Raw genomic sequence first — 25907 nt, 5'->3', positions numbered from 1 at the left:
ACCTAAACAAAGCCGATTACTTTCAGGAGGCGCTGGTACTCTGAATTGCCCTTCAGCTTGTCGAGGAGGGGATCGGTATACAGATTGGCAAGACCTGCATCCTTGACCTCATAGGCCCGTCGTAATTGCGCCACTGCACGATCCAACTCACCCCACATAGCAAGCACCTGTGCCTGCTGATAGAGGCCCGAGTCCCCGGCCTCGCGAACAAGTTTTTCAAAATTGGCTTGCGCAGAAGCCTTCTGATCGGCCTGATGATCCAAAATTGCAAGACCCGGGAGGGCGAAGACGCGATTTGGTTCGGCTTCAAAAGCCTGTCGCGCTTCCCCTTGGCGCCCCAGCAGCATGAGAGCTGTTCCACGAAGGCTGGGTGCAACGCTCATCTTTGGGTTGATGCTCAAGGCCCGATCAAAGAAAGGGAGTGCTGCGGCGTATCGGCGAGCCAAGAGCTCAATTGTGCCAGCCGAGCGAAACACAGTTGGATTTAAGGGGTCCAAAGTTGCCGCGCGTGCAATCGTGGCAGCCGCCTCACCGAACCGACCCGTGCGGGCACAGAAGACCGCAAAACCAGTCAAGACATCACCATCGCCCCGCCCATATTCAACCGATTGTTCGAAAACCGTCTTTGCAGCTTTGACGTCCAACCCGACATTAAAGAGGCTAAAGCCCAAGGCCGAGTATCCGTCGGCAAAATCGGGGGCAATGGCCACAGCACGACGCGCTGCCTCAATGGCATCGAGTCGCATCCTTTCTGCCGTGCTTGATGCCATGGACTGCCCATATAACACCGAAAGCGTGCGCGAACGCCATGCATGAGCGGCGGCATAATTTGGATCAAGGGCGAGGGCAGCCTCAAATTCAGCCAAGGCATCAAGGTCGGTCTGCCCGCCTAAAGCGGACTCAAACAAGGCACGACCCTTAAGTTTATGCTCAAAGGCAGCAACATTTTCAGTGCCGCCAGAACTGACCCGTCCAGGCCCTTTGGCCAGCTTGCCTTCAGAGGCCTGGCGCGCGACGCGGTCGACCAGCGCGGTGGTAACCGATGCCGCAATCTCGCTCTGTACCGCGAACACATTATCAAGCGGGCGCTCAAAGGTTTCGGCCCACAAGCTGAAACCCGTACGACCATCAATCAATTCAGCATTCACTCGCACCGTGGAATCGGCCTTGCGCGCATTGCCATCGAGCAAATAGGCAACGCCTAACTTTTCTGCCATTTCCTTCGCGGACTGAGTCCGATCCTTGAAAGCGGAGGAAGATGTCTGCGCCGCCACTTGCAATGCAGCATTGCGCGCCAGCTCGGCGCGAACCTCTGCCGAAAGTCCATCGGCAAAATAATCCTGCTTCGGATCGCCACTCAGATTCTTGAACGGCAGCACCGCGACACGATTGTCTTCTGGTGCTGTCGACCCATGGAGACCGCCACTTTGCTCTTGGCGGTTTAGCCACCATATCAACCCAGTGCCGGCAAGACTTAAGCCTGCCACGCCACCGCCAATCAGCATGCGCCGATTGACGCCTTGCTTCGACTTTGGATCTGAATAAACCTCTTGAACGCTGGGCACTTCGCCAAGAGGGGCATCAGGCTTCTTCACCTCGTCGTCTTTGGATCGGGCAGCCAAATGTTGGCGCACATCGGCCAAGAATGACCGCCAAGCAGGATCTGCTCGGTCACCTGACCAATGGCTAAGTTCGGCCGTTTGAGTGAGTTCAAACATGATTGGGCGTTCGCAGGCCTCAATCATGGCGGGGACCAAGGTCTTCTGGCGGTGGGCGACGGTTGCCTCGGCGCGAACCCAGCGCGAAGCTACAGATTTTTTGGACCATAAGACAACGACAGCACCCGCATCGCGAAGCGCCCGCTCCGTCACTTCGTCATAAGCCTCACCGGCGCGGAGCGTTGTATCCCACCAAACTTTGAAGCCCTCAGCCGCAAACGCATCAGCAAACAGCCGCGCTTTGGCTTGGTCCTCTCGATTATAGGATAGGAAAATGTCCGGCACGCAAATTCCCCATGCTTTCGCTAAAGCCTCTATAGAAAGCTGGGCAGATCGTCGAGGCCTTTGGCCAAATAGGGGATCAAAATCAAGCGATTTGCCGTTGGTAACGGCACGTCAGCTGAACCTTAAGCACGGACTAAGCCCGATGCTGCATGCAACGCCGCCTCGTCGAGCCCAAGCGCCCCTAAGGCCGCAGCCTGAATGCCCTGACTATCAAGACCGGCTTCGGCGATCATCGCCGCCGGGCTTGCTTGATCCTGGAAACGATCAGGCAAGGTTAGCGTTCGAATGCGCAAGCCTTTGTCCAGCGCCCCTTCTTTGGCGAGGAAGTGGAGAACAAACGCGCCAAAGCCACCCACCGCACCTTCTTCAATGGTAATCAAGACCTCGTGCTCACGCGCTAAGCGGCGAACCAGATCCTCGTCAATTGGCTTGGCAAATCGGGCATCTGCCACAGTCGTCGACAAGCCCATGGCGTTGAGACGATCTGCGGCGCGCAAGGTGTCACTCAATCGAGCCCCAAACGACAAGAGCGCGATCTTTGTCCCCTCGCGAACAATTCGGCCCTTGCCGATTTCAAGCGGTGCAGGGTCTGCAGGGATTGCAAGGCCTAAAGCTTCACCACGGGGATAGCGTACGCCGCTGGGCCCATCATCATAGGCTGCACAAGTTGCAACCATCCGCGCCAGCTCCACCTCGTCTGCAGCCCCCATCATTACAAAACCCGGCAAGGCACCCAGGAAACCAATGTCAAACGAACCTGCGTGGGTGGCCCCGTCTGCACCAACGAGACCGGCGCGATCAATAGCAAAACGTACAGGTAGTTTCTGGATAGCCACGTCATGCACGACTTGATCATAACCGCGCTGCAAGAAGGTGGAATAGATTGCCGCAAATGGCTTCATGCCGTCGGCAGCAAGTCCGGCCGCAAAAGTCACGGCATGCTGTTCCGCAATCCCAACATCGAACATGCGATCTGGGAAAGCGGCTTCAAACACATCCAGTCCCGTGCCCGTCGGCATGGCGGCCGTGATGGCTACGACGCGAGAATCCTTCCGCGCTTCATGGACCAAGGAGTCGCCGAAGACTTTGGTATAAGAGGGCGGACCGGCCGGGGCTTTCTGCTGCTCGCCAGTGATGACGTTGAATTTTGAAACGCCATGATATTTGTCGGCTGCGCTTTCCGCGGGAGCATAACCCTTGCCCTTCTGGGTGCGAACATGAACAAGCACTGGCTTATGGTCAATCTCGCTGGCATTGCGCAAGATTGGGACCAGCGTATCGAGATCATGACCGTCCACGACCCCGATGTAATGAAACCCTAGCTCTTCGAAGAACGTGCCGCCTTGAACCATCCCACGGGCAAATTCATCGGCCTTACGGGCAGCATCTGCCAAAGGTAAAGGCCACACTTCGATCATTTTCTTGGCCGCCTTACGCAGCGATAGAAATGAGCGCCCCGACAACAAGCGCGCAAAATAATTGCTCATCGCGCCAACCGGTGGCGCAATCGACATATCGTTATCGTTTAAGATGACGATCAGTCGCTTGGTGGAAGATGCTGCGATATTCATCGCCTCATAGGCCATGCCGGCAGTCATAGAGCCATCGCCAATTACGGCGATGACATGATTACTTTCACCCTTGAGATCGCGCGCTACACAGAAGCCGAGCGCTGCAGAAATCGAGGTTGCCGCATGGGCTGCGCCAAAGGGGTCATATACGCTTTCACTGCGCTTGGTGAAACCCGAGAGGCCGTTGGCTTGACGCAGCGTTCGGATGCGGTCGCGACGACCTGTCAGAATCTTGTGGGGATAGGCTTGGTGGCCAACATCCCAGATCAGAATATCATTCGGGGTATCAAAGACATGATGAAGCGCAACCGTCAGCTCAACTACGCCCAGACCCGCACCCAAGTGACCGCCTGTGACCGAGACTGCATCAATCATGGTATCGCGAACTTCTCCAGCCAATTGGGTCAGTTCCTCGCGTTCCAAGAACCGCATGTCTGCCGGAGTTTGGATTCTATCCAAGAGCGGGGTTTCGCGCATGGCCTGCTTCCTTCTAAGGCAAGAGGGGCAATTTGGATGTTGCGAGGGCAACCAGCGGAGCCTGCGTTGCGAGGCTGGGGCTAAGTCGTCGGATATTCTCGAAAACAAAGATAATTGGGGCCAATGCACGTGCATTGGCCCCAAGGATACGCGTCAGCTTAACGCGGTGGAGCGTAATTATGGACTTCAGCCCAACCATACCAGTCGCTGACGACAGTTCCGGTCAACAAGATGCCAATGCCACCGGTAAGTGTTGTCAGAACGGCAAACCACCAGGCCCAACGGTGGATCGATTCCATCGAAGCATTGAAGCCCATGGTCCAACGCCAGAACAAGGCGGCCCGCTCTGAGGCCGTGCCCCGATCTGTGATCTGTTCGATCTCACGCTCACCGCCATATCGGCTGACCGCAAGAATGGTTGCACCATGCATCGCGAATAAGAGAGCCGACCCATAGAGGAAGACGATCGAGAGGCAATGGAACGGATTGTAGAACAAATTGCCATACGTGATGGAGAAGGCACCAGTCCAATCCAAATGGGTAAAGATCCCAAATGGCACCGCTTCACTCCAGCTACCCATCAAGGCTGGGCGAATGAAACCCAGAACGAGGAAGAGCCAGATTGCTGAAGCAAAAGCCCAAGCAACATGTGTGCCCAAGCCCAGTGCCTTCGCCCGGTTGTAGGTACGGACCCACCAGAGGATCAGGGACGTGGTCAAGAAGAACCCGGCCATGACCCACCAGCCGCCCTGGTCCAGTGGCGGAAACAGGTTGAAGCCTTGCTCGGGTGGGGGTGGATTAAGGGTCAACCAAGGCAGGCGCCGGATGAACTCAATCGGATCCCAGTTCACCGAAGCAAACATATTGAGACCAATGATTTCAAAGGCGAGGAAGCCAAAGAAGAGTGAAGCAATGCCGGTCCAACCCAGATAGATTGGCCCAATTTGCGCATTACCAATGATGCCCAAGAGACGAGAAATGCCAATAAAGCCTTCCCCATCGCGTTCCAAGCTGCCTTTCGGTAGCGGAACCCCGAGCTCGACGGGGCCGCGTACTTGGACTTGAGTAAAGATGTTTTGATAGCCAGCCATTGTGCGTGCTCCTGCCTATTAGCCCCAGATTGGGAGTTTAAGCCACATGTCCCACCACTCGGGCCAACCGAGCGACCAGACTGGACCACTGATGACGATACACACCGCACTCCAGAAGCCAGCCGATAGCGCCAAGAAAAGGCCTAAGCGGTGGATCCCAAGTGTACCGATGGAATAGCCAAGGACGTCGCGGAAGAATGTGTCTTCATGTTCCGGGGTTTTAACCACCTCGCCCTTGCCGGGATTGGTCGCAGACAGGATGAGAGAGCCGTGCAACGCCAATGCGAAGGTGTTCACAAAGAAGAAGCTGACAGCCACCATGTGCGCCGGATTATAGTGGAAGTTGATGTATTTGTAGCCGGTGTTGGACACCCAATCCAAATGCGTGAAAATCCCATAAGGGAAACCATGGTACCAAGCACCCATCAAAACTGGGCGAATGACGACCAAGGTCACATAAGCAAAGATCGCCATCCCAAAGGCAAAGGGCACGTGCAGGCCAATGCCAAGCTTGCGCGAAATCTCGACCTCACGCAGCGCCCAGGATGAGAATGCGCCGATGGCGCACATGGTCACGACTTGCCAGATCCCACCTTCTTTCAAGGGGGCCAAGCTAAGGCCATACGATTCAGCCGGCGGCTGGATGTCAATCAGCCACGGGTTCCATGTCGGCCCCAAGGACGCGCCATAGGCAATCAATGCCGTGCCCAGCACAGCGAAAAAGATTGCGGTTACTCCAAAGAAGCCCACGTAAAAGGGCCCCACCCAAAAGTCGAAGAGGTCGCCGCCAATCAGCGTCCCACCCCGAACACGGTATTTGCGTTCAAAACTCAGCAAGGCCATGATCCGCGTCCTCCTTGGCTCTGAGAAGCGCCTGCTTCAAAGAATTCGTGAGATGAATGAAATGCGGGGCAGACGAACAAAGCAGGGGGGCCTTGCACGTCTGCCACCACGGACGTGTCCGAAAGGATTTTCAGACACGCGCTGTTGGTTATGCTCAGGTATTTGCTGAGCCATCATGTTGCAGAGCTGCGGCTGGAGCTGGGGCTTTTGGGCCTTCGATCCAGTTGAACCGGTCAGTGCTGAGCAAGATGAAGTGGATGAAGATCGCCAGCGTGAACAGGAAGACCGTGAGGGCCACCAGGACACGGCGGGGATCAAACAGAAGCCAAATCCGATACATGAGTTATCTCCCTTAACCGAAAAAGGTCTGTGCCAGTTGGGCTGCATGCTCCACCGCGCCTTGGAGTTCGGCGTAACCGCCAACCCCAGGGAACCATGGACGCCACGACCAAACTAGGAAGTGTGCGACGATCGCGATCACAGTGAAACCGATGAAGCCCAGCATAAACAGGCGATGGAATTCCTTCGCCTCTTGTGCTGTCAGACCGGTCAATGTGTCTGTACTTGGGTCTCTAGCCATTAATTACCCTCCATTTTGATTGGGACGGCTATTGCTGTGGTAATCCCCACAGCTGGACCGGTCGCGGCGGAGCCCGTCGCGGCGGCTGGGAAGGCGCACATCATTTGCGCCAAAGGGGTCGATCCGCGGGCAGCAGCCCGGGAGGAGATGGGGTGGATCGTGGGGACGAAGGACATCATGATCGCTCCCTCACGCCATTTCTTGCTGGGTGCGCTTCACGCGCTCCAGAATTACGGTGGTTTCGCCAGCTAGGCGCGCAGCACGTTCGGCACTATCGCGCAGGCGCTTTGCGGCAGAAATGCGAACCAGAACAGGTTGTTTGTCGACAATGGCATCAAGTGCCGCTTTGGCATCATCATCCCAAGCCAATTCGACATGCCGACGCGCCGGTGTGGCCTCGACCTTATCCATTTGCCCAGCCAACGGCAGAATATGGAACAAGGCATCAAATAAGGCGTTGCAGACTTCTTGGATCAGATAGGTGGCGCCGGAATAGCCCATGAACGGCGTCCCAAGATGCCGCCGGATGATCGCCCCGGGGAAACTGGCTGGAATGAAGCAGGCGCGAGAGCCAAGCTCCGCCATATACATCCGCTCATTCACACTGCCGAAAAGGATCAGCGGCGGACTGGTCTTGAGGGCCTCTAAAACTGCTTGATTATCGGGTTTCACACCTGCTCGACGGCCGAAAGAGAAGGTGCAGGGCAGGCCCATATCTGTTTCAAGAAAATTACGGACGCCGCGAGCATAGGTCTCATTGGCCACGATGGCAAAGCTGGCTGTGCCAAAGAAATCTTGCGTGACCGAGCGCCACAAGTCCCAGATCGGTTTGATGGTGGTATGCTTTTCCTTGGCAATGAAAGGCTCTGGATCCAGGCCGGTCAGTTCACCCAGTTTGCGCAAGAATAACGTGGTGGATTCAAGGCCGATGGGGGCCTGCAGGTAAGGCCGCTCCAAGACTTCGCAAAGATTGCGGCCAAATTCGCGATACATGCAAATGTTGACTTCGGCCTCAGCCAATCGCTTCACGTCTGCTAGGTGCGATCCGAGCGGAAAGACCATGCCGACCTCAGCACCAATACCTTCGATCAGGCGGCGGATTTCTGCCAAGTCAGATGGCAGATTGAACATGCCATAAGCGGGGCCAATGATATTGACCTTCGGCTTTGCCCCTTCTTTGCGGGGCTTAAGTTTTGGTACTTTCTTGGTGCCAAAATTCGTCCAGAGCCAAGTCAGCGCCCGGTCTGCACTTTGCCATTGATCTTCATCGATGGTGCGCGGCAGGAAGCGTTGGATATTGGTTCCTTCTGGCGTCACCCCGCCGCCAATCATTTCGGCGATAGAGCCCGTCACCACAACGGCGGGCAAATGCGGGTCGAGTGCTTTCCAAGCCCGCTTCATCGCGGCTTCAGTACCCGTTTGGCCTAATTCCTCTTCGCCAAGCCCGGTCACAACGATAGGCAATTCGTGGGGAGGAAGGGCGTCAGTATAATGCAGGACCGACGTTACAGGCAGGTTTTCACACCCGACCGGTCCATCAATAATGACTTGTAAGCCCTTGATTGCGGTGAAGGCATAGACAGCCCCCCAATAACCACCAGCGCGGTCGTGATCGAGCACTAAGGTCATGTTCCCACGGCCTCCTCTGCTGCACGTGAAGCGGCTAAGGCTTTGGCATATTTGGCTTTGAATTCTGGCCGATCGACCGGTGTGTCCTCCCAGACCCCCGCTGTGTCGTGGGCACCAACACCTTCAAAGAATGCGGTCATTTTCTCAAACCGCGCGCGATTGGCTAATGCGGCGTTGATGACAGTCGCAAGCGATCCCGCACCGGCGGGGCCCATCAAGGGCCGAGCTGAAATCAGATTGGTGAAATACAGCGCGGGAATAGACAATTGCTTGGCATGCTGCACCACAGGTGTAGTCCCGATGGCAAGGTCTGGCCTGATCGCGTCAACGGCGGCAATGTCTTGCTCTAAGGATGCCCGATATTGAACCAGAACACCTTTGCTCTCGAGCCATTCCCGATCGGGCTCCGACCAAGGTGTGCGCGGACAAGCCGTGCCGACATAGGCCACTTCCGCCCCGCTTTCGATCAGTAAGCGCGCAACCAAAAGCTCCGACCCTTCATAGCCCGATACAGTTAGGCGGCCTTTGATAGGTGCGGTTAGCAAGGCAGCCTTGATGGCGGGCAAGAAGCGATTTTTCGCAAAGTCGACTTTTGCTTGGGCAATACCGCAAGCGTCCCCAATCGCGTCGAGCCATGCGGCCGTACCGTCCCGACCCACCGGCGCGGACCCGACGACTTTACGACCAGCCGTCTGAAACTCGCGGATGCTCGCGGTATAGAAGGGGTGGATAGCGGCAACAGCCGCGCAATCAAGTGCCGCGTAAAGTTCTCGCCACTCTCGCGTCGGCACAACGGGCCCAGCAGCTAAGCCCAAAGGCTCGAGCATCATGCCGATGCCGACAGGATCGGCGGGGAACATCTCGCCCAGAAGCGTGATGGTAGGCCGATCCTTGGACAGGTTCTGCGGAGCTTGAACGGGGCCAGCTTCTGCCTCGGTTCTGGCGTAGCGCAACATCGCGCCTGCCAAGACGTCTTTTGCCTCCGCATGGGTTGGGATGCCAAAACCTGGCACATCAATCCCGATGATGCGCACGCCATTAATCTCTTTTGGCAAAAGCTGAAGCGGCACGCCCGACGCAGTTGGCACACACAAATTTGTCACGACAATTGTGTCGTAATGGAGGGGGTCCGCGAGCTCGAATACCGCATCGCGGATATCTTCAAATAGCTTGCCGGTGACCAAGGTCTCAGAACTGAATGGCACATAGCCGACACTACGGCGCGCACCATAGAAATGGGACGTGAAAGTCAGACCATAGACGCAGCATGCCGAGCCAGACAAAACGGTTGCCGTGCGCCGCATCCGCAAGCCCACGCGCAGAGAGCCGAATGCGGGGCACATGCTTTGGGGTTGGTCGTGTGGACCTTTTGGATAATCGACTGCGTAGAGGTCGAGAATATCAGACTTTCCTGCTGCCTTGGCAGCCGCAGCCATGGTTTCTGCACCCGCATGGCATCCTCGCCCTGCTTGATCTTGGGAAGCAGGTCCATCATCCAGCAGCGGTCGGAAGGGAGCTTGATAGTCGGTCATCGCTGGTTACACCGTGTCATAGACCACCTCCAGCGTTGGCTTTTCAGCAAACACGCCGCCGCGCATGTCGGCTTGGGTCGCCGGGCGCAGAACGAAGTCGCCACCCGTCTGGTCAGGTGCAAACAGGCCGAGGAGGCCATCTTGGCTTAGGGGTGTTGGACGAACGGGTGGGGCCGAAGCTACGTTGGAGGCAAGCTCTTCAAACAAGGGGCCCCAGGTGTCACCTGGTGTGCCAATGATCTGATAATTGGCCGACTTCCGACGAATATCTTCATCCGCTGGAATAGCTGACAAGACAGGAATCCCAACGGCCTTTGCAAAGGCTTGGGCTTCGCCGGTGCCGTCATCCTTATTGATCAGCATGCCGGCCACACCGACATTGCCGCCTAATTTGCGGAAATATTCCACAGCCGAACAGACATTGTTGGCCACATAGAGAGATTGTAGATCGTTGGAGCCAACAACAATCACCTTTTGGCACATGTCGCGGGCTATCGGGAGACCAAAGCCACCGCAGACCACATCTCCCAGGAAGTCGAGGAGAACATAATCAAAGCCCCAATCATGGAAGCCAAGTTTTTCTAGAAGCTCAAACCCGTGAATAATGCCGCGACCGCCACAGCCGCGCCCAACCTCAGGCCCGCCCAACTCCATGGCGAAGACGCCATCGCGAACAAAACATACATCCTCGATACGAACTTCTTCACCAGCGAGCTTCTTCTTGGCCGAGGTCTCAATAATGGTCGGGCAGGATTTACCACCAAAGAGCAGTGAAGTGGTGTCAGATTTTGGGTCGCAGCCAATCAAAAGGACGCGCTTGCCCTGTTGCGCCATCATATAGCTAAGGTTGGAGAGAGCGAAGCTTTTGCCGCTGCCGCCCTTGCCATAAATGGCAATGACCTGCGTCTCTTTGGTGACTTCACCCGTGTGAACAGGATCAGGCTCCTGCGAAGCTTCTTCTACCAGTGCACGTCTATCCAATAGCGTTACGGTCATGCGCAGCCTCTCCAGTCCAGGATCATTTTTAGGCAGGCAGCATCGGTAAATGCTGTCCTGTAGGCACCGGCGGCACCTTGGGCTTCGACTTCGTGGGTGATGAGATCGTCCAAGGAAAGACGGCCATCAGCGACGAGCTCTAACGTCGCGGCCAGATCGGCCGGGGTCCATTCAGCGGCGATGCGGATACGTGCTTCGCGCATAAAGGCTGGGGGGAAGGCAAAGCTGATGGGCTGGTCGTAGAAGCCAGCCAAAACAATCTCGCCCCCACGGGCCAAGCGCCCGATCCAGCTATCAATCAGAGTGCCAGCACCGCTGGCGTCTAGGATGACGCGATAATCACGACGATCATCATCAGACGGATCACAAACGCCATAACCGATAGCCCCAGCATGCCGGTGGGGGTTGGTCTCCCAAACCACGGGGGCAGGATATCCCTCTGCCACCACGATACGGGCCAAAAGACGGCCCAAGACGCCGTGTCCAATGATCAATTCGGGGGGAAGCGCACCGTCGGCAATCGCATGGCGGGCTGTTGCCGCTAAGGCGATCAGCACACCGCGGCTGGCCAAATTCTCCTCAATCGGAATGACTCGCGTACTGGGTGCAACCAGACGCTGAGCCGCGCCGCCAAACAAACCGCGGGCACCGATGAAGCCCGTCGAACCGGGAATGAAGACCGTCTGACCAATGCGGTCTTTCGCATCATCACCAGCGTCCAACACGCGGCCAACAGATTCATAACCCGGAACGAGCGGATACCCCATGCCCGGAAATGGCGGCATCCGCCCGCTCCACAACAGACGTTCGGTACCCGTGCTAATGCCGCTAAAGTGAACATCCACAATGACGTCGTCGCGGCCAGCATCCTTAAGCTCAAGCGTTTTCAGCGAGAGTTTCTCGGGTGCCTCCAGAACAACGGCCAAAGTTTCCATGCCCATACTTCCTTCGTGAATGCAGCAGCCACACCCACTCTTCCAAGGTGTCACTCTAATTGGACGATTAGATATGTCAATTCAAACTGACGCAGAATCGTAACGATCACTGAGGGAAAGTTTTTTGGCAAAATGGCCGATTTATCGGGGCTTTTGGCCGGATCGACTTAGGGATAGGCAATTAAAACACGGACCAGCATGGGGGTTCTGGTTGGTTTGTTCACGATGCGGCTAAAGCCAGCCGCACGTGCCATCGCGCTAATCTCGGCAGGAGTACGGGCTTTGCCGCGTCCCATGGCCATCAAATAAAAGCCGAAATAGGCCTCGGCCATTGGATCCCGCGCGGGAAAGCCTGACATAGGCTCGGCAATCATCAAGACGCCGTTGGCAGGCAAGGCAGTATGGGCCGCACGCAAGAGTTTCATGACGGTTGGCTCATCATGGTCGTGCAGGATTCGCACCAAAGAGATGATGTCTGCCCCCTTGGGCAAAACGCCATCAAGAAAATTGCCGCCAAGCGCTTGAGCCCGATGGGTAAGCTGACTGGCTTCAAATGCAGCACGCGCCCGGTCGGCCACGGCGGGCAAGTCAAACACGCGCACGTTCAGGTGGGGCGCGTGGCGAGCTGCAGCCGCAGCAAAGGCCCCCTCGCCTCCTCCGACATCCATCAAGACCTGATGTCCTGTAAGTGGATAGGCATCCAAAATATCGCTGGCAATCATCGGTTGGGTGGCCCCCATCAGGGCCGAATAAGGGGAAATAGCTGCCGCTTCTGTTTGATCGGGCCGATCATAGGCCGCATAAGGCCAGAAGGATGCCAGCTGTCCTTGACCACCGCCCTGCTTCAAGAGCGCCACGGGATCGGCAAGGTCGGCATAAAACAAGGCATGATGGCGGATCATGTCGCCCAGCCCTGCATTGCCAAGAAGGGCGGCCCCCTGCATGCCCAAGGCATACCGATCCGCCCCAGCCAATTCCACCAAATCAAGCGATTGAGCAGCGGTCAGAAGCCGCGCGGCAGACACAAGCGGCAAGTCCATCGCCTCGGCCAAGGCTTGTGTGGTTTTGGGACCATCCGACAAGAGTTCCGGCAAGCGCAATTGCACACATGCCAATAAAACTTGAGAATAGACAAACCCTGCCACGAGACCAAACAATCGATCCGCGCTTGTGTGGGCAATCGGTCGGGTCAGGAAAAAGCCGGCAGCCCAACGCTGGAAGCTTGGACTGGAAACCAAGCGATTGCGCCAAGCCGTCCAAGCATCAAGCCAAGAACGCGGGATCATGGAAATCTAGGCGGCACTGCGGGCAAGTTGCTTTGGCACCAATCGTGTCGCCTGAACCCGCACCGTTTCGCGCAAGGCTTTCGCCCCGGCACAATCTGGAATGGAGTGGGCCGCCCGATCCAAATGCGATTCCAGCAAGGCCACTGCGCCTTGCACACCCAAAGCGGTCACCGCACTTGGCCGTTGAAGAGCATGGTCACGACCACTGGTTTTGCCCGACTCTTCGCAATCTCCCAAAGCATCTAAGAGATCATCCGCAACTTGATAAGCTGCACCCAATCCTTCGCCCAGAGCCCGCCACGGCGTGGGGTCTGCACCCGCGGCCAAAGCGCCTGCGGTCGTTGCGGCAACAAAGAGCGCACCCGTTTTGGCCTGATGATAGGCGTCAACCGGTGCGGACGCCTCACACTCCCAAGCTTGTCCGGCCACAATTCCATAGGGCGCACCAACGCCGCGTGCGATGCAGGAAATCAAGCCAGGTAGCCTTGCAGGGTCCTGCGCGCCGGCACGCGCCAAGACATCAAACGCCATGACGATCAGGGCATCGCCTGTCAAAAGGGCCAAGGGCACGCCAAACTTTGCATGCACCGTTGGCTTACCCCGCCGCAAATCGGCATCATCGAAACAAGGCAAATCGTCATGAACCAAGGAGGCGCAATGCAAGAGTTCAATCGAAGCAGCCGCCGCATCAGCCAGTTCCGGATTGGCCCCACCACAGGCAGCAGAGACGGCTAAGCAAAGCTGCGGGCGGACACGCGCGCCGCCCGGAAAAACCGCATAGCGCAGAGCGGCAGCCAATCCGGGCGCTGCATCATCCGCCTGCGCCATGGCCACGGCGGCTTCCAATGCCCGCTCAATCCGTGCTGTATGCGACATATCTCGCTCTCCAACCTCAATCTGTCATAGGATTTGGACACAGGTTAGCGTCTAGGTCAATTGACTTTTTGACGGTTTTACATGGAACTGACGTCTCAATGGTGCAGCTTTCTCCCAATCAAAGCCTAAAGGGCCCCAATTTTACCGCGCCGGTGGGCGGGGATGGCAGCTATATTTGGTGGTATCTGGATGCGGTCAGCGATGATGGCAAGTATGGCGTGACGCTTATTGCTTTCATCGGAAGTGTGTTTTCCCCCTATTATGCTTGGTCGAAGTGGAAAAACCCTTTTGACCATTGCGCGATCAATGTGGCCCTGTACCGTTTGGATGGTGCAGGCGGCCGATGGGCGATGACCGAACGGCGGGCAGATCAATTAGATCGGCGTGCCCACCATTTCTCCGTCGGCCCAAGTTCCTTGCATTATACGGGTGGTGAATTGGTGGCGGATATCTTTGAAGTTTGCGTGCCCATTCCCTCCCGCTTGAAGGGCCGGATTCGGCTGATCCCAGAAGTAGAGACTGAAGCCTGTTTTGATCTCGACCTCAACGGTCGCCATCAGTGGCGCCCCTTGGCGCCACGGGCTCGGGTCGAACTGAAATTCGATAGCCCAAACCTGTCTTGGTCCGGCGATGGTTATTTTGACACCAATTCTGGGCAGGAACCCCTCGAGAGAGCCTTTGTCGATTGGCACTGGGGACGGGCCCATCGCGGCGAGGACTTACGGCTATTCTATGATGTCACCAATCGAGCAGGGCCCCGCAAGGGCACATGTTTGAAGGTGACGCATGATGGCAGCATTTCAGAAACCGAACCGACCGCACAACGACGTTTGCGCCGAACATTTTGGGGGATAGATCGTGAAGCCTGGTCAGACGGGCCAGAGCCGGCACGCGTGATTAAAACCCTCGAGGATACCCCTTTCTATGCGCGATCCGCCCTCGACAGCCGGCTTGAGGGCGAGAAAGTTCTGATGATGCACGAGACCTTGGATCTGGATCGGTTGAAAATGCCAATTGTGCGGGCGATGTTACCCTTCCGGATGCCCCGCCGAACCTTTTAAAGCCGCCGCCTTCTCGGCTTCAGCCTGCTTCTTGGCCTCTTCGGCGGCAATCCGCTTGGGCGAAAGCGAGATGACTTGCCAGATTGCAAACACCAAAAATACGCCACTGAACAATAAGAACTCGAGGAAGAACATCAGATTGGGGTTCATCGACTTCGGCTCCCGGTGCGATCACGCAGTTCGAGGTCAGAGAACAGATCAATGACCCAATTGAGATCGTCTTTAATGCTCTGCCCGCGCTGATTTGCGGGACCAAAACCCGGTGGCGAATGAACAATCGCGGCCACCAAGGGTCTTCCGACCCCACGAGTAGTGGATAATTCACCCTTCGGGGCCGGACGTGCTGCCCGTTGCATGGCAGCACCGACCAGCCACGCCTTGCGGGCGGCTGTGGTGCTGGCGCGCTTTGAGACGGAGTCATAGCCTTGCGCCCGGATGACTTTGCCAATTTCGGCATAGAGCAAGCGCGCCGCAAAAATGGCGGGCCGAACTGTCGCCGGCAAGCGGGCAATAGCTTGATCTGCCCGACGATAAAGCTCATCTGCGCGCGCCAGTAAGCGCTCCGTCAACGCAGCAATGGCCGGCGAAAAATGAGGCTGCGCCAGCCAAGCTTCGGGATTGAGCCCGACCTCTCGCAACCAGCTGCGCGGGATATAGAGCCTAGCTTGCCGGGCATCTTCGCCGATATCGCGGGCGATATTGGTCAGCTGCATAGCCACGCCAAGATCACAAGCGCGTTCGACCATGGCAGCACCGCGCACCCCCATCAGGGCGGCCATCATAGCCCCGACTGAACCTGCAACCCGCTCGGCATATTCTTCGACATCGGCCAAAGTCTCATAGGTGCGCTCTGCCACATCCCATTCAAAGCCCTCGAGCAACGCGTCAAACACCGCGCGCGGAATACCATAGGCGCGCACAACATCGGCCAAACAACGATCAGCCGCTTCGGTTTGGGGGCGACCTGAATAAACACCATCCAACCGCGTCCGCAGCCGGGCAATGGCATCCCCTTGGCCGTTTTCCACGTCAACCGCATCATCGGACAAACGACAAAAGCCATAGAGGGCATAAGCGGCCTCGCGCAGCGCTTCTGGCAGCAACAGGGAAGCCGAATAAAAAGAGTGCGAGCCCGTTTTGATCAGATCCCGACAGGCGGCGCGGTCAGATGGGGTGGCATAGGGCAGCGCACGTGGCGCTGGCCCGGCCATATCCAAACTCTCGGCTGCGAAACTCAGCATGCCCATCCAATCTGTTGGTTTAGGTCCAAGACCTGCACGCGGCAGCTAATCATGGACTGAAAAACTAGGCAAGCGCGCATCAGGCAGCCTCCAACCGCTCACCCTCGAACCAAGAAATGTCTTGGGTAGAGACTTGGCCAAAGGTTTGTTGCTGGCGGATCGACATGGCGATGATCGAAAAAGCGGTGATCGGCATGGTGATAAAGGGCATGGGATCGCGGGCATCCCAGGTAACATCCTTGGCCGTACGCAGCACTTTCAGCCGCTCCCAATAATGCGGCCCTCTAAACATCGCGGCCTGCACTTCCGTCAGGGTCGGGTAGAATTGCTGCATCAGCTTGGCTTGTTTGAAGCGAATTGGCGTGGTGGCTGGAGTCAGAACAGCGGGGGCTAAATCCTCTGTCTCGATGAAGTGCACGCCACTTGTAACACGCGGATTGCATTCAATCGCCCAAGCTTTACCAGCTTCATCGACAAAAAAATCAAACGAGATAAAGCCACTATGGTTTTCGTGGCGAACGAAGCTCTCTACCCAGCCCTGGATAGCGGGAAGCTCTACGCGCTCAAAGGCAACGGCGACGCTGCCGGTCATCACCGCCCCTTGATAGATGACATTGACGAGAACCTTGCCGGCATGGGCGATGGCAAAGGTGCTATATTGTTTGCCCTTAACTTGGACTTGCACCACCGCGGGCTCGGTCAAGGTCGCTGCAATGCCGATCAATGACGTGCCTGCCGGGTGAAGACTGACCGCGCGGCCAGAGCATGAGAAAATGGGCTTCACAACAAAGTCGTGGCGGCTGGCAATGGTTTGGGCCTCGGGGGTTTCGATTAAGGCCGTTGCCGGCACCGGCAGCCCATGCGCTTGGGCACGGGATGGAAAGCGCGCTTTATCATGCAGCGCCAGAAGATGGTCGACCGGGGGTGCATAAAGGCGCGTTCGGCTGGGCAATCGGCCCGCCAGATGCGCCACATGCATGGTTTCTTCCGACAAGGGCAGGACGAGATCAATTGCTTCGTCCTCAATCAGACGCAAGAGCTCGACCAGATAGGCCTCTTTGCCCTTAGAGGGCGGAGGCACTTGAAAGGACCGATCAACGCACTTGGATGCACCGGTCAAATGCGACTTAAACGGCTCGGCTACCAAAACGCGCCAACCCGCCGCCTTAAAGGATCGGGCAAAGTCCAATGCTTTGGGCAAGCGGCCGATGGTGATCAAAACAGTTTGGCTCATGCGCGGCGTGTAACCTTCATTCTAATTTCTTGTGCCGGACGCGTGGTCAGACGCGCGACAGGACGCACGCGTTCGGGCTCTTGCACCTCAATACGATAAGTTCTCAAGATACGTGCAAGAATCAAGGTTGCTTCCGTTGTCGCAAAAGCTGCACCGACACACACACGCGGGCCCGCACCAAAAGGAATATAGGACCCAGAAATAATCTCATGCTCACGTTCTGGCGAGAAGCGGTCAGGGTCGAAAACGTCGGGGTTAGACCACAACAAGTGATGGCGATGCACCGCCCAAGGCGCGATCATCACCATGGTGCCGCGCTTGATTTTCTGCGTGCCGATTGTGGTCGCGCGGGCGGCAACCCTTGGAATAAAGGTAATGGGTGGATAGAGGCGCAAAGCCTCTTTAAAGACATTGCGGGCATAGTTGAGCCGCTTCACATGCTCAAATTCAATTGGGCCAGAGCCTGCCACATCAATCGCTTCGGCACGGATTTTATCGGCCACTGCGGGTTGCATCGCGGCAATGAAAAAAGCCCAAGTCAGCGCGCTGGCGGTGGTTTCATGGCCAGCCAAGAAGAACACGCCCAATTGGTCGATCAGTTCTTCGCGGCTAAAGCGCGTGTCGGTTTCAAGGTCGCGCGCGGCTATGACGGCGGCGGCAATATCATCAAATTGTGCGCCCGCCTCTAAATGCGTGTCGAGCAGGCGACCAATATGACCGCGAATGCGGGCGCAAGCCTCCAACACATCGGCACGCTGAGGTATCTCGTCAAACGGTTTGCCAAAGATCAGGCGCACCAATTCCACATGGGCCACACTGCGCTCAAAAAAGGCGAAGGATTCAAACACGTCGCGCGCCGTGTCATTGGCGAGCGAGGCCGAAAACACCGTGCGGCAGATAATATCGGCGGTTAGCTGTCCCATGGCGAGGTCTAGCGACATGTCCTGACCAGAAGCTGCCGCTGCCTGCAGACGGGCCTCAAAATCATCCAAAGCGCCGACCATAGACGGAAAGGCCTTCGCCAAACGAATATGGGAAAAGGCCGGATCGATCATCCGCCGTTGCTGCCGCCATAACGCGCCGCTCGACACAAACATGCTGTCGCCAACCAAGGGCGTCAGCGCACCAACCATCAGATCATTCTTAGGAAAAATGTCTTCGGGATCGGCCAGAATAGGCTTGGTCAAAGCCGGATCATTCACAATCTTGATCGAACGGCGCGAATAGCCCAGTGGCCCCATAGGCAACAAATAGGCATCGGCAGGCATCAGACTCAATAGATCACCATCGCCTTGCCGGATCACACGGACCAGACTGGCCAATGGCCCCATCGGTGCAGGCCGGGGCGGCTTATAGAATGCATCTTGCGCGTGAAAACCGTCCGCCGCCACCCGTCTACCCCAGCCTACTCATCCTGATCGCTCCGCAAAAAGCCGCGCCCAACCCCTTGAAGCCTAACGCTTGACGCGTCACTATGTCCAGCCCGTTAGACGCTCGCGACTGGATAGACAGTGATGCTTACCTTGTTTCACACGTTGGTTGCCATCCATATCGCATTTGGAGCGGTGGGGCTGGTTAGCTTTTGGGTTCCAGTGCTTGGCAAGAAGGGTAACCGAACTCACCGGCTGTGGGGTAAAATTTTTGCACGGTCCATTCTGGGTGCGGGCTGTGTAGCCCTATTGCTCAGCATTTGCACCCTGATTGATCCCTTAGGCACCCATCCACATTTGAAAGACGCTGTCTTTGTGCGCGGCATCTTTGGCATCATGATGTTCTACCTGGCGATCTTGACCATCAATCTGGCGTGGTACGGCTTAGAAACGATCAAGAATAAAGCCAATCACGCGGCCAATCGCCGAGGCCTGAACATAGCCCTACAACCGATTTTGATCGCCGCCGCTTTTGCCTGTGCGATTGAAGGAATACTCATCGGCCAATATCTGATGGTGGGCATGTCTATCGTCGGCTTTGCCACAGCCGGTACGAACCTCTTCTTCATGCTGAACCCCGCCCCCGGCCCGAAAGTCTATTTGATGGAACATGTGAAGGCGATCGTGGGGGCTGGCATCTCGGTCTATACGGCCTTTTCGGCGTTTGGCGCCGTGCGCCTCATGCCGTCCATGGCGTTGCATCCAGGCTTGTGGGCCATCCCTTTGGTGACGGGCCTTGCCATCATCCTCTACCACCACCGCCTGATCCGATTAAGCTTACGCAATCGTGTGAGCCAGACCGCAGGCGCGGCTTCGTGACAGCAAAGAAAATTATCGTCATTGGCGCCGGTATGGGCGGTCTTGCCGCCGCCATCGATCTTGCCCGCCAGGGCTATCACGTCGACGTTGTGGAAAGGGCCGCCGATGTAGGCGGCAAAATGCGCCACGTGCCGGTCGGGACTAGTCTCATTGACGGCGGCCCGACCGTCTTCACCATGAAATGGGTGTTTGACGGTCTGTTCGAGGATGCAGGCTTAGTCCTTGAGGATCATCTGACCTTACTGCCAGCCACCATCTTGGCCCGCCATGCATGGACACAGGGCGGTGATCTGGACCTTTATGCCGACCGCGAGGAGTCCGCCGAGGCGATACGCGAATTTGCTGGCCCCAAAGATGCCGAGGGCTATCTGGCTTTTTGCAAGCGCAGTGCGGCCATTTACGAGACGTTGCGTGGACCCTTTATCGCCAGCCAAAGACCAAACCCGATAGAGCTTGTCGCCCGGGTTGGCTTCAACCGATTGGGGGCGATGTGGCAGACCGCCCCGCATCAGACGATGTGGCGTGCCCTCGGGGCTTATTTCCGCGACCCACGCCTTAAGCAATTATTTGGCCGCTATGCCACCTATTGTGGCTCCTCGCCCTTTGCAGCACCTGCGACTTTGATGCTGGTCAGCCATGTCGAGCAAGAGGGGGTTTGGCGGGTTAAAGGCGGTATGGCGAAAGTCGCTGCAGCGCTGAAGGCGCTCGCGATCAGCCAAGGGGTGCATTTTCACTTTCAAGCCGATGTTGAACGCATTGAGACTCGTAATCGACATGTCAGCAGTATCATGTTGAAGAACGGTGTGGCCATGTCCGCCGATGCCATTGTGTTCAATGGTGACATTTCTGCCCTTGGTCGCGGTCTGCTAGGGCCCGATGTCGTGCCCGCCGCTAAGCCCGTCGCTTTGCCGCAACGCTCACAATCGGCCATTACCTGGTGCGCGAGAGCCACCACCAGTGGCTTGGCGCTCGCCCATCATACCGTCTTGTTTTCGAAGGACTACAAAGCCGAATTTGAAGATGTCTTTACCAGCCAACGCCCACCGCAGACCCCAACAATCTATATTTGTGCGCAAGACCGTGACGATGCGTGCCTGCCCCCCGATGGGCCCGAACGCTTGTTGATCCTGATGAACGCCCCCGCCACTGGCGACTGGGAGGAGTATGGACCAGACGCGCAAAGCATGGCGCAAGAAAGCGCGTGGGCGATGATGGCCAGTTGTGGCCTGGCGCTATCTGTTGACCAAGCTCAGATCACCACCCCACATGGTTTCAATGCCCTGTTTCCAGCCAGTGGCGGCGCGCTCTATGGGCGTGCCAATCATGGACCGATGGCCAGTTTTCAAAGACCGGGCGCGCGCAGCGGCGTAAAAGGGCTTTACCTCGCCGGCGGTTCTGCCCATCCGGGCCCCGGCATCCCTATGGCCGCTCTGTCGGGACGGCTTGCCGCCGCCCGCCTACACGCAGACCTGTTGAACGCCTAGGCGGTTTTGACCTTTCCAGCCCAAGCACTTGCGGGCGGGATTAGCCGATCAATGACTTTTGCCGACGAGACCACACCGGGCAGCCCCGCGCCGGGATGCGTGCCCGCGCCCACGAAATAAAGCCCCGGCACATCCGAACTGATATTGTGCGGCCGGAACCACGCACTTTGGAACAGCTTTGGCTCCATACCAAAAGCCGCACCATTGGTCGAAAGCAGGCGGTCTTTGAAATCTTGCGGTGTCAACATGTGCGAGGAAATAATAGATTGAGACAAGCCCGGCAGCAGGGTTTCCTCAAGACGCTTTTCAATCTTCTGCCGGTAGGGCTCGGCCATACTGGCCCAATCGACGCCGCTACCCAAATGCGGTACGGGGGCTAGGACATAAAATGTATCGCATCCCTCCGGCGCAAGGCTCGGATCATTGGCGGTTGGACGATGCAAGTAGAGGCTGAAGTCCTCGGCCAGGGTCTTTCTGGTAAAGATGTCGGTCAGCAACTCCTTATAGCGGGGCCCCAGCACCATCGTATGCTGATAACAATCCTCAAACTTTCGATTGGTACCGAAATACCAAACAAATAAGCTCATGGAATAATCCGCGCGGGCGATTTTTTCGTCCGTCCATACTTTGCGTGGCACGTTGCGCAACAGCTTGGTATGGGTCCAGCCAAGGTCGGCATTGGAAACGACAAGGTCAGCCTGCACGGTTTCACCACTGGCCAAACGAACCCCAGCCGCGTGGCCGTTTTCGGTTATGATCTCGTCAATCTCAGCATTATAGACCAGATGATTGCCCTGCCCCTCGATCAATTCGACCATGCCACGCACCAAAGCCCCGGTTCCACCCAAGGCATAATGGACACCAAAGGTCCGCTCGAGATGGGCAATCAAGCAATAATAAGAAGTGGTGGCAAAAGGATTGCCGCCAATCAAAAGCGGGTGGAAACTAAACGCCACCCGCAACTTCTCATTTTTGAAAAACTCCGACACTTTGCCATAAACCGTGCGGAAACCGCCCAAACGGATCAAGTCCGGTGCAGACTTGAACAAAGTCGAAAGCTCATGAAACGGCTGATCCACCAGCTTGGTGAAGGCCTCATCATAAATCGCCTCACTGGCGATCATATAGCGAGCAAAGCCCTCAAGATCGCCGGGCTCGAAACGCGCGACTTGGGCGCGCATGGCTTTTAAGTCCGCGGTGGCCTCAAAAATGGTGCCATCGTCAAACCGGATCTTGTAAAAGGGGTCGATGCTGCGCAACTGCACATGGTCAGACATGGTCTTACCGCAGATGTTCCACAATTCTTCAAAGATGAAAGGGGCCGTGATGATGGTGGGACCGGCATCAAAGGTAAAACCGTCTTGTCGATAGACATAGCCGCGCCCACCCGGGCCATCCAATTTTTCATAGACGCTGACCCGATAGCCCTTGGCGCCAAGCCGGATGGCAGCCGCAAGGCCACCAAAGCCTGCGCCAATGACAATGGCATGAGGACGGGTGTCGGCACGGGCCGCAGCGAAGTCGGAGGGTCGTGTTGTAAAATTCATTGGACAATTAAACCCGCAATTTGAGTGGACGCAAGGCCCGGGCAAACCCTTAAACAAGCAGGTCAGCAAGTTTGGCGTTACAGGCCCTTAGTTTAAACCCATTTGCCGTCAGGCGGGATAGATTTAGGTCGCGGACGGGCCGAGAACAGAGAAGACCACAGCGGCCACAGCGTTTGGATCCTCCTCATGCGCCAAATGGCCCAGTTGCGGCAGTGGGATGAAGCGGGCTTGGGGGACGGTTTGGCACAAGGTCTGGGCACTTGCCGGGGTCACCGCAGCATCCTTTGCACCCGACACCAAATAGATTGGCACCTGAAGCCCTGCCATCTTTCGAACCAAGGGGGCAAGGTTCCAATTCGCCATCATGCCCAACATACCAGCAACATGGCCCGGTGCGGTGAAGAGATCACGATATCTGGCCACCATGTCAGCGGGAATTTCAGAGCCGGTACTGCGCATCAGTTTTTCGATCCTGCGGCTATCTTTCGCGCCACTGGCGACAGCGTAAATGGTGAGAGGATTGAGCGCCAGGACATGGGCCGCAACCGGGAACAGAAGTGCCGCCAAGCCTTTAAAGGGCTGAAACGCCCCATTGATGGCAATAATCGCTTGTGGGCGAACATAGCCCGAAAGGGTCATTTCCGCCGCAATGGCCGCCCCCGCCGAATGGCCGATCAGGGCTGTGGGCTCTATATCCAAGGCCGTCAGCAAATCGCGAACAAGCCTTGCCATGCCCATTAAGGACTGCCCCGATTCAGGGGGTGTTTGGGTAAAGCCATGCCCGGGCAGGTCTGGCATGACCAAGGTAAATTGCTCGGCAAGCACGGGGGCAAGGCCCGCCCAAGTATGACAAGATGAGCCCGTTCCATGCAGCAATAGAATCGGTGGGCCTTGGCCCATTGTCTGTAAGTGCCACTTTTGATCACCGACTTGGATGAAGCGGCTGTACTGGCGATGCGGCCAATTCATCCCTTCCCGGTTCCATTTCGGCTTTCTGTACATCAGCTGGGTTCCAATTAATCCTGCAGGGAATCAAAGCACAGATTGATCATCGGCCTTGGCCATGTTTCGAATGTGTCCACAGCGCGGTCACCGCAAATTCGCCCCGCAGCGATTGTCAAATGTTCTACTACTATCGCCCGTGTGACCCCCTAACCATCGGTGTGACAATAACCTGCTAAGGTCGTGCGAACCAGAGCCTTACATTGACAAGCTTGTGACAGGCGGCAAGCCAACCCGTTCAGGCGGATCTTGGGAGAAGAAGAGCATGAGACGGCAAGGTTTACAATGGAAGTTTCATCCCCAGCGTGATCTCTTGCTGGCAGAGGCGCATGCGCGGCCTTCTACGCCGGTGCAAGTACCTCATTTGGCCTCACGTATCGCCACCATGTCGGGCGAAGGCGGGGTTGGCGCAGACCGTGCCCATATGGCGGCCTTATGCCGCAAAATAGGGACATCAGAGCCGGGGCCCGACGCTCGTTGGTGCGTCGTGGATGGCGGCACATGGCGCTTGCGGTGGGAGCGTCACACCGAAATCTCGACTTGGACCGTGTTTCGAGACAGCCCCGCAACGCCAGACTTTATGTTTGAAGCCACAGCACTTGATTTGATCCCGCAGGACTGGTTGGCAGACTTGCCAGGGGAAGTCTTGTGCGCGGCACATGTCGTTTTATCGACACTGGCGCCCGAGCATCTGCCCTTTGCCGATAGCGACGTGATTGCTGCGCGTGTTGCCAATGGCACGATCGACGTATTCAGCGATTTCCGCCCCGGCCCCGATGCCTTTACCCGCTTTGTGATGGTTCAGTCTGACCCCAATCCTGTAACGGCTGGCCGTGTCTTGCAACAATTGTTCGAGATAGAAACCTATCGTCTTTTGGCGCTCTTGGCCTTCCCGCTGGCCAATTCCACCTCAGCGACCTTGGCGCGCTTTGAAGCCGAAGCGGCTGCCTCGGCCATGCAAGTTGCCGACGAGGGAGGCGTGGAAGCCGACCGCAACCTTCTCTCACGCCTAGCGGCTTTAGCTGGGCAAGCCGAAGCTTTGGTCGGGGCAACCACCTATCGGTTTGCCGCTGCCCGCGCGTATGAAGGGCTGGTGCAAGAGCGGATCGGCCAATTGCGCGAGCAAGCCATTGAGGGTCGCCCCACCATTTCAGACTTTATGGAACGGCGACTGGCCCCCGCCATGCGAACTTGCGTGGCGGTAGCCGAGCGTCAACGGGATGTGATTGAGCGGATCGCCCGCACGACGCAAATGCTGAACACGCGGGTTGAAGTCGCTTCAGAGGCGATCAATGTCGGTCTCTTGGCCTCGATGGACCGCCGTAGTCAAGAACAATTACGCCTCCAACAGACAGTGGAAGGCCTGTCGGTTGCTGCCATCTCTTATTACTCACTAGGCCTGATCCATTTTGCGATGGAGGGCTTGGCCGAAACGATTTTCCACTTCAATGCCAAAGCCGCCACTGGCCTTTCTGCCCCTTTTGTGGTGTTCGGCGTTTGGTACATTCTGCGCCAATTGCGCAAAGCAATTTCAGGCGGGAAATAGGAAGCCACGCCACCCCCACGATGTCATTTGCGCCGAAACGAAGAGGAGAGCGGGGACGTTGTGGGACTCGGCTGCACCGTCCGGGATGGCATCGCTTATCGTTCTTTTCTTCTGGAAGGCTTTGGTGCAGGCTGTGCCTGCCCCAAAGGCCAAACTCAATTGTTCGTGGGCGATTTGACGGGTCAAGTCCGCTTCGCGCCATGGACGCGCGTTTGGTTCTTTGGAACCAAGTTGCGCGTTTAAATCAAGAAATTAGGTCCACCTCCTTTCAAAAAAGGAGGTGGACCTAGGGCGGCAGATTTCCGCAGGAAATCTGGACTTGACGCGACAAATCGCCCGAAAACGATATTCAAAGCGGTTTGGTGGACCAAGGGGATCACCAAAACGCGGCTAGACAAAAAACCTAACCAAAACCACCGTCATCCCCGCCGGAGCGAAGCGCAGAGCGGGGACTCGGTTACGCACGTGCAACACGAGATCCCGGATCGGCTAGCGCCGTCCGGGATGACAGCGCGTCCAGATAAAAAACCTAACCAAAACCACTGTCGTCCCCGCCGAAGCGAAGCGCAGAGCGGGGACCCCGTTACGCAGATGCACACATGGGGAAAAGGATCCCGGATCGGCTCACGCCGTCCGGGATGACAGCGTTAAGGGGGGGCCTCACACCAGCACCAACACTTCTAGCCCCGCGTGGGAAACCACCGGGGGTGCACCTGAAGGAGGG

At 56.9% G+C, this 25907-nt stretch carries 23 protein-coding genes; 4 read left to right on the top strand and 19 right to left on the bottom strand.

All coding sequences use genetic code 11. From position 1 onward, the window contains the following. Nucleotides 1–2 precede the first annotated feature (2 nt). From B7364_RS01605 to B7364_RS01550, 13 genes are all read right to left on the bottom strand, one after another. Nucleotides 3–2003, bottom strand: coding sequence for a TIR domain-containing protein (locus B7364_RS01605; RefSeq protein WP_157893415.1), 2001 nt, complete (start codon nucleotides 2001–2003; stop codon nucleotides 3–5). 122 nt (nucleotides 2004–2125) lie between these two features. Next, complete coding sequence (dxs, locus tag B7364_RS01600; protein WP_085338190.1) at nucleotides 2126–4051, bottom strand: 1-deoxy-D-xylulose-5-phosphate synthase; 1926 nt, start codon at nucleotides 4049–4051, stop codon at nucleotides 2126–2128. 158 nt (nucleotides 4052–4209) lie between these two features. Next, nucleotides 4210–5142 (bottom strand): photosynthetic reaction center subunit M, encoded by a 933-nt coding sequence (pufM, locus tag B7364_RS01595; RefSeq protein WP_085338189.1) that lies wholly within the window; start codon nucleotides 5140–5142, stop codon nucleotides 4210–4212. A gap of 18 nt (nucleotides 5143–5160) precedes the next feature. Then, nucleotides 5161–5985, bottom strand: coding sequence for a photosynthetic reaction center subunit L (gene pufL / locus B7364_RS01590; protein WP_085338188.1), 825 nt, complete (start codon nucleotides 5983–5985; stop codon nucleotides 5161–5163). A 154-nt stretch (nucleotides 5986–6139) separates the two neighbouring features. Further along, nucleotides 6140–6325 carry a light-harvesting antenna LH1, alpha subunit gene (pufA, locus tag B7364_RS01585; RefSeq protein WP_085338187.1) on the bottom strand — a complete coding sequence of 62 codons (186 nt, stop codon included), beginning with the start codon at nucleotides 6323–6325 and terminating at the stop codon, nucleotides 6140–6142. A gap of 12 nt (nucleotides 6326–6337) precedes the next feature. After that, nucleotides 6338–6565, bottom strand: coding sequence for a light-harvesting antenna LH1, beta subunit (pufB, locus tag B7364_RS01580; protein ID WP_085338186.1), 228 nt, complete (start codon nucleotides 6563–6565; stop codon nucleotides 6338–6340). Beyond that, the gene (locus tag B7364_RS17790) at nucleotides 6565–6744 is read right to left on the bottom strand and encodes a hypothetical protein (RefSeq protein WP_157893414.1); all 180 of its coding nucleotides are present in this window, start codon (nucleotides 6742–6744) and stop codon (nucleotides 6565–6567) included. The genes pufB and B7364_RS17790 overlap by 1 nt, the downstream gene beginning before the upstream one ends. Before the next feature lie 10 nt (nucleotides 6745–6754). Then, nucleotides 6755–8194, bottom strand: coding sequence for a chlorophyllide a reductase subunit Z (gene bchZ, locus B7364_RS01575; protein ID WP_085338185.1), 1440 nt, complete (start codon nucleotides 8192–8194; stop codon nucleotides 6755–6757). Continuing rightward, on the bottom strand, nucleotides 8191–9726 hold the full coding sequence (gene bchY, locus B7364_RS01570; RefSeq protein ID WP_085338184.1) for a chlorophyllide a reductase subunit Y: 1536 nt from the start codon (nucleotides 9724–9726) through the stop codon (nucleotides 8191–8193). The genes bchZ and bchY overlap by 4 nt, the downstream gene beginning before the upstream one ends. A gap of 6 nt (nucleotides 9727–9732) precedes the next feature. Further along, nucleotides 9733–10722 (bottom strand): chlorophyllide a reductase iron protein subunit X, encoded by a 990-nt coding sequence (locus tag B7364_RS01565; RefSeq protein WP_085338183.1) that lies wholly within the window; start codon nucleotides 10720–10722, stop codon nucleotides 9733–9735. Continuing rightward, on the bottom strand, nucleotides 10719–11657 hold the full coding sequence (bchC, locus tag B7364_RS01560; RefSeq protein ID WP_085338221.1) for a chlorophyll synthesis pathway protein BchC: 939 nt from the start codon (nucleotides 11655–11657) through the stop codon (nucleotides 10719–10721). The genes B7364_RS01565 and bchC overlap by 4 nt, the downstream gene beginning before the upstream one ends. Nucleotides 11658–11824: 167 nt before the next feature. Further along, the gene (locus B7364_RS01555) at nucleotides 11825–12943 is read right to left on the bottom strand and encodes a methyltransferase (RefSeq protein WP_085338182.1); all 1119 of its coding nucleotides are present in this window, start codon (nucleotides 12941–12943) and stop codon (nucleotides 11825–11827) included. Between the two features lie 6 nt (nucleotides 12944–12949). Next, nucleotides 12950–13819 (bottom strand): polyprenyl synthetase family protein, encoded by an 870-nt coding sequence (locus B7364_RS01550; RefSeq protein WP_085338181.1) that lies wholly within the window; start codon nucleotides 13817–13819, stop codon nucleotides 12950–12952. A gap of 98 nt (nucleotides 13820–13917) precedes the next feature. Here B7364_RS01550 and B7364_RS01545 point away from each other — a divergent pair, with 98 nt between their 5' ends. Next, the gene (locus tag B7364_RS01545; RefSeq protein WP_198533995.1) at nucleotides 13918–14880 is read left to right on the top strand and encodes a hydratase; all 963 of its coding nucleotides are present in this window, start codon (nucleotides 13918–13920) and stop codon (nucleotides 14878–14880) included. On the opposite strand, the gene B7364_RS01540 is transcribed toward B7364_RS01545, so the two are convergent. The 4 genes from B7364_RS01540 to B7364_RS01525 all read right to left on the bottom strand — a co-directional run bounded on the left by B7364_RS01540 (nucleotide 14848) and on the right by B7364_RS01525 (nucleotide 18746). Next, entirely contained in the window at nucleotides 14848–15030 is a 183-nt protein-coding gene (locus B7364_RS01540; RefSeq protein ID WP_085338180.1) for a hypothetical protein, read from the bottom strand. The genes B7364_RS01545 and B7364_RS01540 overlap by 33 nt on opposite strands. Beyond that, nucleotides 15027–16121, bottom strand: a complete 1095-nt coding sequence (locus B7364_RS01535) for a phytoene/squalene synthase family protein (RefSeq protein ID WP_198533994.1) — start codon at nucleotides 16119–16121, stop codon at nucleotides 15027–15029. Before B7364_RS01535 ends, B7364_RS01540 begins: the two co-directional genes overlap by 4 nt. A gap of 79 nt (nucleotides 16122–16200) precedes the next feature. Further along, entirely contained in the window at nucleotides 16201–17355 is a 1155-nt protein-coding gene (locus B7364_RS01530; RefSeq protein WP_085338179.1) for an ATP-grasp domain-containing protein, read from the bottom strand. Further along, nucleotides 17352–18746 (bottom strand): cytochrome P450, encoded by a 1395-nt coding sequence (locus B7364_RS01525; protein ID WP_198533993.1) that lies wholly within the window; start codon nucleotides 18744–18746, stop codon nucleotides 17352–17354. Before B7364_RS01525 ends, B7364_RS01530 begins: the two co-directional genes overlap by 4 nt. A gap of 123 nt (nucleotides 18747–18869) precedes the next feature. On the opposite strand from B7364_RS01525, the gene B7364_RS01520 reads away from it, so the two are divergent. Both B7364_RS01520 and crtD read left to right on the top strand, forming a co-directional pair. After that, nucleotides 18870–19604, top strand: a complete 735-nt coding sequence (locus tag B7364_RS01520; protein WP_085338178.1) for a hypothetical protein — start codon at nucleotides 18870–18872, stop codon at nucleotides 19602–19604. Beyond that, nucleotides 19601–21088, top strand: coding sequence for a 1-hydroxycarotenoid 3,4-desaturase CrtD (gene crtD / locus B7364_RS01515; RefSeq protein ID WP_085338177.1), 1488 nt, complete (start codon nucleotides 19601–19603; stop codon nucleotides 21086–21088). Before B7364_RS01520 ends, crtD begins: the two co-directional genes overlap by 4 nt. On the opposite strand, the gene B7364_RS01510 is transcribed toward crtD, so the two are convergent. Together B7364_RS01510 and bchO are read right to left on the bottom strand one after the other, a co-directional pair. Further along, the gene (locus tag B7364_RS01510) at nucleotides 21085–22635 is read right to left on the bottom strand and encodes a phytoene desaturase (protein WP_085338176.1); all 1551 of its coding nucleotides are present in this window, start codon (nucleotides 22633–22635) and stop codon (nucleotides 21085–21087) included. The genes crtD and B7364_RS01510 overlap by 4 nt on opposite strands. Before the next feature lie 123 nt (nucleotides 22636–22758). After that, nucleotides 22759–23637 (bottom strand): alpha/beta fold hydrolase BchO, encoded by an 879-nt coding sequence (gene bchO, locus B7364_RS01505; RefSeq protein ID WP_085338175.1) that lies wholly within the window; start codon nucleotides 23635–23637, stop codon nucleotides 22759–22761. 265 nt (nucleotides 23638–23902) lie between these two features. Here bchO and B7364_RS01500 point away from each other — a divergent pair, with 265 nt between their 5' ends. Beyond that, a complete protein-coding gene (locus B7364_RS01500; RefSeq protein WP_085338174.1) occupies nucleotides 23903–25183 on the top strand; it encodes a DUF3422 family protein in 1281 nt (426 codons plus the stop codon). The last annotated feature ends 724 nt before the right edge of the window (nucleotides 25184–25907 follow it).

This window comes from Aquidulcibacter paucihalophilus, from assembly GCF_002105465.1.
GTDB classification, from domain to species: Bacteria; Pseudomonadota; Alphaproteobacteria; order Caulobacterales; family Aquidulcibacteraceae; genus Aquidulcibacter; species Aquidulcibacter paucihalophilus.
This window is presented reverse-complemented; position numbering and strand designations above follow the sequence as displayed.